The organism is Marinospirillum sp. (genome assembly GCF_035271045.1).
GTDB lineage: Bacteria > Pseudomonadota > Gammaproteobacteria > Pseudomonadales > Halomonadaceae > Marinospirillum.
Window position 1 is genome coordinate 48,289 of the sequence record NZ_DATESC010000013.1, and the last position, 9,316, is coordinate 57,604.

The window sequence follows — 9,316 nt, forward strand, 5'->3', positions numbered from 1 at the left end:
GTACTTTTAACTTTCCCTTACAATTGGCTTTGCAAGAGAAAAGTAAATTGTTATAGCATAAGTTTGCTATTATTTACTTTTTTGCGCTTATCCTAATCAACAACCAAGCACCTGCTGGCCGGATTTTTTACTTTTTCACTTATTACCGGCTCGATATTTGAGACCATAATGCTAGACCGCACCAAAACTCGCCCAAGAAACTGGGCTTTAATTTTTTTTAGCAGCCTTATTTTAACAACAGTTTTAGCGGTTTACTTTATCAACAGCAAAGATGAACCTTTACCTGAAGAACCACCACCAGAAATGAGTGAAGTGTTAGAAGCCCTAGAAGCCACTGACTTTCATAATGCACTGATCCCGCCTTTATCGCCACCGCCTGATTGGGAGCAATACACCTTACAAAAAGGCGACCTTTTATCGCTACTTTGGGCCGAAAAATGGCACTTACCTTTAGCAACGCTCTATACATTACTCGATAACAAAGAAGGCAAACGTTACCTTAACCGCATTCAACCAGGGCAACACGTTGAATGGCTAACTAGCCGCGACGGACAATTGTTAGCATTACGTTTATGGCAAAGCCGTGCAGTGGGTCGAGAATGGCTAAGAGAAAATGAAGGTTTTAGCTTTCGTGATCTCACTTCACAACGTGAGGTTAAATTGCTTCGTTTAGCCGGTACTTTAAATGGCGTACTAGTGACCAGCTTAAAAAATATGCCAGAAATTGCAGGGCAAGAAGGCGTTATTGCCACGGCGTTAGACCGCCACTTACCTTTGCGCCGCGATGCGCGTGATGGTGATACGTTTAGTTTACTGGTTGAACAAGAATGGTTAAGCAACGACCCTAGACCTTACTCAACCCGTTTAATTGCTTTTGATTACAGTGGCGATCGAATGCAAATTCGGGCAGCGCGTCATAATGACGGTCGTTTTTATACCCCAGAAGGCATTAGTTTAATTCCCCCTTTTGACCGCATTCCTTTAGCAGAACGCTTTCGCATTAGTTCACGCTTTAACTTAAATCGTCGCCACCCAATTACTGGTCGCGTGCAACCACATTATGGCACTGACTTTGCTACACCAACAGGAACACAAGTAAGAGCGCCCGCTGATGGCCGCGTAGTACGTAGCCAGTGGCACGCTTTTGCCGGTAATTACATTGCGATTGACCACGGCCAAGGCTTTGAAACCCGTTACCTACATTTATTGCGCTCACAAGTAAAAGTAGGGCAAGACATTAAGCGCGGGCAACTTATTGGTAAAACTGGCAATACTGGGCGCAGCACCGGCCCTCACTTGCATTATGAACTGCATATTGGTGGCCGTCCCGTTGATGCTATGCGAGCAGAGCTACCCAGTGTAGATAAATTAAAAGGTACTGATTTAAAAGAATTTTTAACGCACAGCAAGCAGCTTTTTGCAGGCTTAGATGGCACAATAAAACCAGAGAAAATGGCTTTACAACAGCCACTATCTAATTAAAAAATATTTGACTAAAAGAATAGCTAACTAAAAAGGTAAACTGATTTCATGCGTGCATCACAGTTATTAATTGCTACTTTAAAAGAAACACCCAACGACGCTCAAGTGATTAGCCACCAACTAATGCTACGTGCAGGCTTAGTACGCAGCCTAAGCTCAGGGCTTTATACTTGGCTGCCAGTTGGCTTGCGCGTGCTGCGTAAAGTAGAGCGTATTGTTCGTGAAGAAATGGACAAAGCAGGTGCTCAAGAAGTATTAATGCCGGCCATTCAACCGGCTGAATTATGGCAAGAATCCGGGCGCTGGGAAAAGTATGGCAAAGAATTATTACGCTTGCATGACCGCCATAATCGCGAATTTTGTGTTGGACCAACACACGAAGAAGTAATTACCGACCTAGTACGTAAAGAGCTGCGCTCGTACAAGCAACTGCCGGTGAATTTTTACCAAGTTCAAACTAAATTTCGGGATGAAATTCGCCCCCGTTTTGGTGTGATGCGCTCACGCGAATTCATTATGAAAGATGCTTATTCATTTCACTTAACGCAAGAATCGTTACAGCAAACTTACGATATCATGCACCAAGCCTACACTAATATTTTTAATCGTATTGGCTTAAAATTTCGTTCAGTTATTGCGGATAACGGCTCAATTGGTGGCAGTGGCTCACATGAATTTCATGTGCTCGCTAATTCAGGAGAAGATGATATCGTTTTTTCTGATACGTCTGATTACGCTGCTAATATTGAAAAAGCTGAAGCACTACCTACTGCAACGTTACGCGCGACTGCAACAGAAGCGCTGCGTTTGGTTGATACACCGGACATTAAAACCATTGACCAGCTTGTTGCAGCGTTAAATTTAAGCATTGAAAAAACCGTTAAAACGCTCATTGTTAAAGCGACTGAAGGGGGGTTAATTGCCCTAGTCGTGCGTGGCGATCATGCGCTAAATGAAATTAAAGCCGGTAACTTACCCCAAGTTGCTAACCCCTTAGAAATGGCCAGCGATGCCGAAATCACTGCAGCAGTCGGTGCTGCAGCCGGTTCAATTGGCCCTATCGGTTTAACCATTCCGTGTATTATTGACCGTTCTGTTGCCTTAATGAGCGACTTTGCTGCCGGTGCGAATCAAGACGACAAACACTATTTAGGCATTAATTGGGAACGTGATTTACCGCTAGTTGACGTGGCTGATCTGCGCAATGTTGTGGAAGGCGATCCTAGCCCCGATGGTCAAGGTACATTACAAATTAAGCGCGGCATTGAAGTAGGGCATATTTTTCAACTAGGCAAACAATATTCTGAAGCGATGAATGCCACTGTCTTAGATGAAAATGGCAAGGCTGCGACCCTGTTAATGGGCTGTTATGGCATAGGTGTAACGCGCGTCGTTGCTTCTGCTATCGAACAAAACCACGATGAAGCTGGTATTATTTGGCCTGCTGCGATTGCACCCTTTGAAGTCGCATTAGTGCCGATGAACGCACACAAGTCTGAGTTGGTTAAAGAAACCAGCGAGCAATTATATAAAGACCTACAAGCAGCGGGTGTTGATGTATTACTAGATGACCGCGAAGGCAGACCTGGCTTTAAGTTTGCTGACTTAGAACTGATGGGCATTCCACACCGCATCGTGATTGGTGAGCGTAGTCTTAATGAAGGCGAGTTAGAATACAAAGGCCGCCGAGATGCCGAAGCCAGTAACATTAAATTAGCAGATGCGGTTAGTTTTTTGAAAGAAAAATTAGCCAATAGCTAAGTAAAATAACGCTAGGGCATTCCACCCTAGCGTTTTTATTTAATGAGCAGGTAATAAATAACGCCAGACAAAGACAGCAAAAAAACTAGGATCAAATTAATTCGCCAAGTATCTGTGCTGCGACGCATTCTAAGCGCATTAAGCACAAGACCAAAAAAAGATAAAAACATAACCAACAACATTAAATAAAAAGCATAACGATACAAGGTTACATCCCAGCTTGACTGAACATCTAAATGCATCCAACGGTCAAAAAAAGTTTGTAATTCAGGTTTCGCTTTTTCTAAGAGCACCAGAACAGGCAACATAAGCAACCAAGATACAAAACCAAAAACACTAATAATTTTTAGTAATGGCCCTGTTTTTTTACGTCTTTCAGGAATCTTCTCAGGGTGACGTTCAGATTTAGCTGCTAATTTACGCCAGTCTTCCATAGAGATTTACCTCACTCAAATATTGATACCTAAGCATAATTTACTTAATCCATAAAAAATAAGCACAACAAATATTTACTAAAGCTTTGCCATAGGACAAAATCTTAACAGGAAATTGTGTTACAAAATAATTACTTATGGTATTAAGACTGTATTAAGAATCACTTTGAAAATAATAACAGCGCTCTAAGGAAAGTGACATGACGACGCTTAAACTTCAAACCAAAACGCTATTAGCACTCGCTTCAGTTATGCTGGTGCTTATTGTTGTTATCGCCTTAGCTAGCTTGGCATCTTTTCGTGACTTTTCGATACGCTCTGCAACAGAACACACACGCACAGCAGCAGAAATGATACGAGTGGCGCTTACTGAATCAATGCTAAATGGCACGATTCATCAACGTGACTCATTACTTAATAGAATTGCACAAATTGATGGTTTAGATGAAGCAAGGGTAATACGCGGCCCTTTAGTGCAGCAGCAGTTTGGCGATGGTTTAACCATTGAAAGTATTACCGACCCAATAGATTCACAAGTTCTTAAAAGTGGCCAAGCAGTTTATACCCTAGTAGGTGGTTATTTTAGTGCTGATTTTCGTGCTACCGTACCTTATATTGCTAGCAACAAAAGTGATGTTAACTGTTTAAATTGCCATGCCGTTCCTGAAGACTCAGTCTTAGGTGCGGTTACGCTAACGGCATCTATAAAACATATGCGCATCGCTGCTTTAATCACTATTCTAATATTGGTTGGGGCGACAACGCTTTTATCCATCATTTCTTTATTATTTTTACGCCGTTTATTACAACCACTCGTCAAAACTGCCAATGAAATAGAACAAGCTGTTCGCCAAGCAAAAGCTGGTGATTTTAGTATTCGTATTGAGCAGCGCAGCAACGATGAAATAGGCGCGATTGCACGCCACTTTAATAGCTTATCTGAAGGCATTACCACCAAGCTTAGTGAAATTCGTCATAACGTAGCACACCTAATTCAATCACAACCCTCAACAAACGGTGATTTATTGGCTGATACTGCCAATACCGTATCTGGCTTGGTCAAAGTATCACAGTTTAAACAAGCCATTGAAGAAGACGAATCCAGCGAGGAAGTTTTTCAACGCATTAGTGAGGTTATTCAAACAGAGTTTAATTTTAATCATTTTTCTATTTACGAAGTCGATCAAAATAAGAAAAAAATTGATATTATTTGTGTTGATGGTATAGCACAAGCACCGATTCACTGGTGCAACAATGACATCACTGAAAAATGTACGGCCTGCCGTGTAGTACGTACAGGACACAGCATTAACGGTACTGAAAACACGCTTATTTGCCGTTCTTTTTCTAATGAAGCGCGTCAAAATGACAAGGTCTATTTTTGTTTACCTGTTATTCAATCCGGTGGCGTGGGTAGTGTCATTCAATTAGTGCTACAGCCTGAAGATTTACAACGTGCTAAAAATGCACGGCCTTTAATAGAATCCTATCTACGTGAAGCAGCGCCGGTATTACAAGCAAAAAGTTTAATGGCAAGCTTAAAAGAATCAACTTTAAATGATGCCATGACTGGCTTACGCAACCGCCGTTTCCTTGAAGAATATTCAGAAACCTTAGTCAGTCAATGCAAACGTCGCGGCACATCCATGACTTTAATCATGATGGACTTAGATTACTTTAAGAAGGTAAATGATACTTACGGGCACGATATTGGTGACAGTATTTTAATTGACTTGGCCAATATACTTAAAGCCAACGTGCGTGATTCTGACTTGGTAATCCGTTATGGCGGTGAAGAGTTCTTAATTATTTTGCCCGATACCAATGCCGAGCAAGGTCTTTTGGTTGCTGAAAAAATTCGCCAAGCCGTTGAGAAATTTCAATTTAAAGCCGGTAGCGTATTAATTAATAAAACCATTTCTGCAGGTTTGGCTGACTACCCTGGTAATGGGCAAGCCTTTTGGCAGGTTTTAAAATATGCGGATGTAGCGCTTTATGCAGCTAAAGATGCCGGACGTAACCAAGTAGTCTGTTTCACACCTGAATTATGGCTTTCTGAAGAAAAATATTAACGCCTTATCCCACCCACTGCCACACTCGCTATCTAGTCATTTATTTATTGATTTATTTAAATGACTATTTAAAACGCTGAATACTAGCCACTTTGCTGCACTAACGTTATCCTTGCTGACCAAAATAAAGTACCACTCAAGGACTCTTATGTCGTCTGTTACAAGACCTAATTTCCCTAAAAAAACAAGCCGCTCTAAGCGCCGTCAAGAGAGTTCTTTACTGCGGCTGGGTTTTGAATGGGTAGCACCTTTAATAAAGTTGCTAGGCTTACTGCTGTTATTACTGGGTAGCTTTAAAATTGCACCAACATTGCTGCTGGCTTCTCAAGAGGAATCAACAGACACCAATGTTTTTTTCTTGTCGATGCTCTTTACACTAAGCTGTGGCGGCGCAATGGTTTTTGTTGGCTCTTTAGCCCCATTTCACTTACGTGGCAGGCAGATTTTTTTGCTGACGACCCTTAGCTGGGTGGTGTTAAGTTTTTTTTCAGCTTTACCATTATTTTTTGGTTCAACACAACTCTCTATTGCTGATGCTATTTTTGAAAGCGTTTCTGGTTTAACCACTACTGGCGCCACTATCTTAACGGGATTGGATAGTATGTCGCAGGGTGTTTTGTTATGGCGGGCTATTTTACAGTGGTTAGGCGGTATAGGGATTATCGTTCTAGGTATGGCAATTCTGCCCTTCTTGCAGGTGGGTGGTATGCGCCTGTTCCAATCCGAATCATCAGACTGGTCTGAAAAAGCCTTGCCCCGTTCTGGCACACTTGCCAAAGCAATCGGTAAGGTATACGTGGGCTTAACAACACTTTGCATTCTAAGTTATTGGCTGGCTGGCATGAATATTTTTGATGCTATCGTGCATGGTATGACAACCTCTGCAACGGGCGGTTTTTCTAATTACGATGCGTCTATGGGGCAATTTGCGGCAACGCCCAGTATTTTATGGATTGGCGTAGTATTTATGTTTTTAGGATCGCTGCCTTTTGTGCTGTTTGTACACATGATTCAAGGCAATCCGTTGCCTATGTTTAAAGATAGTCAAGCCCAAGCCTTGGCTAAAATTTTAGTCACTGCCGTCATCATTATGGCACTTTACCTAGTCACTCAACACGATTGGGCGTGGTCAGCCGCCATAACTCAAGCGGCGTTTAATATTGTCTCTGTCGTTAGTACAACGGGCTTCTCATCCGCCGACTACAATGGCTGGGGCAACTTTGCGGTGCTTTTTTTCTTATACATTATGTTTATTGGTGGTTGCTCTGGCTCGACTAGCGGTGGTTTTAAAGTCTTTCGTCACCAATTATCGCTAGTGCTTATGCGTAACCAAATGATGACACTGCTACATCCTCGTGGCGTTTTCTCGCAACAATACAACGGTCGCCCCGTGCCTGATGACGTCATTCGCTCAATGGTTGCTTTTGCATTTTTCTTCTTTGCCACCATCGCTATTTTGGCTTTAGCCCTTTCTTTTATGGGCTTAGATTTTATTACCAGCTTTACTTCAGCCGTTACCGCTGTTGCTAATATAGGGCCTGGTTTGGGTGATACGGTTGGCCCTGCCGGTAATTTTTCTAGTTTGCCAGATTTAGGAAAGTGGCTTATGAGCATTGGGATGATTCTAGGGCGACTTGAAATCGTTACTTTTATGATTCTTTTCACCCGTGCTTTCTGGCGTACTTAAAAGGGTTTTAGCATGAAAATTATTATCTTAGGTGCAGGGCAAGTTGGTGGTAGCTTAGCCGAAAACCTTGCTGGTGAAGAAAACGACATTACCGTTGTTGACAGCGATGCTAACCGTTTACGCGATTTACAAAATAAGCTTGAAATTCGCATTATTCAAGGCAAAGCCTCTTACCCTGCTGTGTTGCGCCAAGCGGGTTGTGAAGATGCCGATATGTTGATTGCTGTGACTAGCTCTGATGAAGTCAACATGGTTGCGTGTCAAATTGCTCAAGCATTGTTTAACACTCCCACTAAAATAGCGCGGGTACGTTCAGCCGCTTACTTGTCACGCAAGGGTATTTTCCAACCGGGCAAAGGGTTTGATATTGATGTACTGATTAGCCCTGAACAAGTCGTTACCAGCCATATTCGCCGCTTAATTGAATACCCAGGTGCGTTACAAGTGCTAGACTTTGCCGGTGGCTTAGTACAACTTGTGGCAGTAAAAGCTCATTATGGCGGCCCTTTAATCGGACAAGAACTTTCGGCGCTGCGTAAACACATTCCCAATATTAATACCCGTGTTGCTGCTATTTATAGAGGGGATCGTGCCTTAATTCCCCAAGGCGATACGATTATTCAAGTCGATGACGAGGTGTTTTTTATTGCTGCACGCAAAGATATTCGTGCCGTGATGAGTGAAATGCGTAAAATTGACCATAGTTATAAACGCATTGTTATTGCCGGTGGTGGCAATATTGGTGAACGCCTTGCCGAAAGTTTAGAACACGAATATCAAGTTAAATTAATTGAAAACAATCCACAGCGCTGCATTGAATTAGCCGAAAAACTCGAACGCACCGTGGTATTAAATGGTTCTGCTACCGATAAAAGCCTGCTGCAAGAAGAAAGCATTGATGACATTGATATTTTTTGTGCGGTCACTAACGATGATGAAGTGAACATTATGTCGTCATTATTGGCTAAACGCATGGGCGCTGGCAAAGTAATGACTTTAATTAACAACGCAGCTTACGTTGATCTAGTACAAGCTGGTGAAGTGGATATTGCTTTTTCGCCTCAACAAGCAACTATTGGTAGCTTATTAACCCACGTTAGGCGAGGGCAGGTTAAAAACGTTCACTCACTGCGACGCGGTGCAGCAGAAGCCATAGAAGCCGTGGCGATTGGTGATGAAAAAAGCTCTAAAATTGTTGGCCGTGCCATTGAAGACGTTGATCTGCCACAAGGCGTTACCATTGGCGCATTAGTTAGAGATAAAGAAGTCATGATTGCCCACGATAAATTAGTTATTCAAACCGGCGATCAGGTTATTTTATTTTTAGTTGATAAACATAAAATTCGTGAAGTTGAAAAGCTATTTACCGTAGGTATTACGTTTATTTAACACTCAGCTACTTACGTTCTTAATTAAAAAAATTTATCATCCAATTAATCAACTAAAACCCACCCATGAGCGTAGTCTTACTACGTTTTCGTGAATTTATAGGTAATCATGTGCTGATTACCTATACAACAAGCATATTAGTTACTTCTAAAGCTTTGTTTTGTGAGGTCGATAATTTATCGGCACTTAAAATAAATAGAAGCTACCCCCTTAATACCTTAATAAGAAACAAGTAAATCATTATTTATAGAGGAATCTAATATGAACGGAATCAATCCGCTTGGTACATCCACTGCACGACCATCGCAAGCTAACAATCAAAGCGCACAATCGGGTGTTACGTCACCAGCGAAAGGTGCCGCTTTAATTGATACACAAGTCAGTAGAACAGAGGTTTCCTTGCTTTCACGTCTATTAGGTGGCGTGGCAACTCAGGCTGCTGTTCGTGATGCTAACACCGACCGCGACGGCTTAGCTGCTATTGCAGAGTC

At 42.1% G+C, this 9,316-nt stretch carries 7 protein-coding genes; 6 read left to right on the plus strand and 1 reads right to left on the minus strand.

Going from position 1 to position 9,316, the window contains the following annotated elements; genetic code table 11:
* Positions 1-168: 168 nt before the first annotated feature.
* Together VJY63_RS05435 and VJY63_RS05440 are read left to right on the plus strand one after the other, a co-directional pair.
* Positions 169-1,482, plus strand: a complete 1,314-nt coding sequence (locus VJY63_RS05435) for a peptidoglycan DD-metalloendopeptidase family protein (protein ID WP_324048811.1) — start codon at positions 169-171, stop codon at positions 1,480-1,482.
* A 48-nt stretch (positions 1,483-1,530) separates the two neighbouring features.
* Positions 1,531-3,243, plus strand: a complete 1,713-nt coding sequence (locus tag VJY63_RS05440; RefSeq protein ID WP_324048813.1) for a proline--tRNA ligase — start codon at positions 1,531-1,533, stop codon at positions 3,241-3,243.
* 35 nt (positions 3,244-3,278) lie between these two features.
* On the opposite strand, the gene VJY63_RS05445 is transcribed toward VJY63_RS05440, so the two are convergent.
* Complete coding sequence (locus VJY63_RS05445) at positions 3,279-3,677, minus strand: hypothetical protein (RefSeq protein ID WP_324048815.1); 399 nt, start codon at positions 3,675-3,677, stop codon at positions 3,279-3,281.
* 200 nt (positions 3,678-3,877) lie between these two features.
* Between VJY63_RS05445 and VJY63_RS05450 the strand changes: the two genes are divergently transcribed.
* From VJY63_RS05450 to VJY63_RS05465, 4 genes are all read left to right on the plus strand, one after another.
* Positions 3,878-5,749 (plus strand): diguanylate cyclase, encoded by a 1,872-nt coding sequence (locus VJY63_RS05450; protein ID WP_324048817.1) that lies wholly within the window; start codon positions 3,878-3,880, stop codon positions 5,747-5,749.
* 148 nt (positions 5,750-5,897) lie between these two features.
* Positions 5,898-7,436: a TrkH family potassium uptake protein gene (locus tag VJY63_RS05455; RefSeq protein WP_324048819.1), complete on the plus strand. Its 1,539-nt coding sequence runs from the start codon at positions 5,898-5,900 to the stop codon at positions 7,434-7,436.
* A 12-nt stretch (positions 7,437-7,448) separates the two neighbouring features.
* Positions 7,449-8,825 (plus strand): Trk system potassium transporter TrkA, encoded by a 1,377-nt coding sequence (gene trkA, locus VJY63_RS05460; RefSeq protein WP_324048821.1) that lies wholly within the window; start codon positions 7,449-7,451, stop codon positions 8,823-8,825.
* Positions 8,826-9,086: 261 nt separating this feature from the next.
* On the plus strand, positions 9,087-9,316 hold a 230-nt coding region (locus VJY63_RS05465), incomplete at its 3' end, for a hypothetical protein (RefSeq protein ID WP_324048823.1).

Bases quoted from the DNA above. Each gene is read 5' to 3' on its own strand.
- VJY63_RS05435 (WP_324048811.1), top strand. From the start codon at position 169: ATGCTAGACCGCACCAAAACTCGCCCAAGAAACTGGGCTTTAATTTTT.
- VJY63_RS05440 (WP_324048813.1), top strand. From the start codon at position 1,531: ATGCGTGCATCACAGTTATTAATTGCTACTTTAAAAGAAACACCCAAC.
- VJY63_RS05445 (WP_324048815.1), bottom strand. From the start codon at position 3,677: ATGGAAGACTGGCGTAAATTAGCAGCTAAATCTGAACGTCACCCTGAG.
- VJY63_RS05450 (WP_324048817.1), top strand. From the start codon at position 3,878: ATGACGACGCTTAAACTTCAAACCAAAACGCTATTAGCACTCGCTTCA.
- VJY63_RS05455 (WP_324048819.1), top strand. From the start codon at position 5,898: ATGTCGTCTGTTACAAGACCTAATTTCCCTAAAAAAACAAGCCGCTCT.
- trkA (WP_324048821.1), top strand. From the start codon at position 7,449: ATGAAAATTATTATCTTAGGTGCAGGGCAAGTTGGTGGTAGCTTAGCC.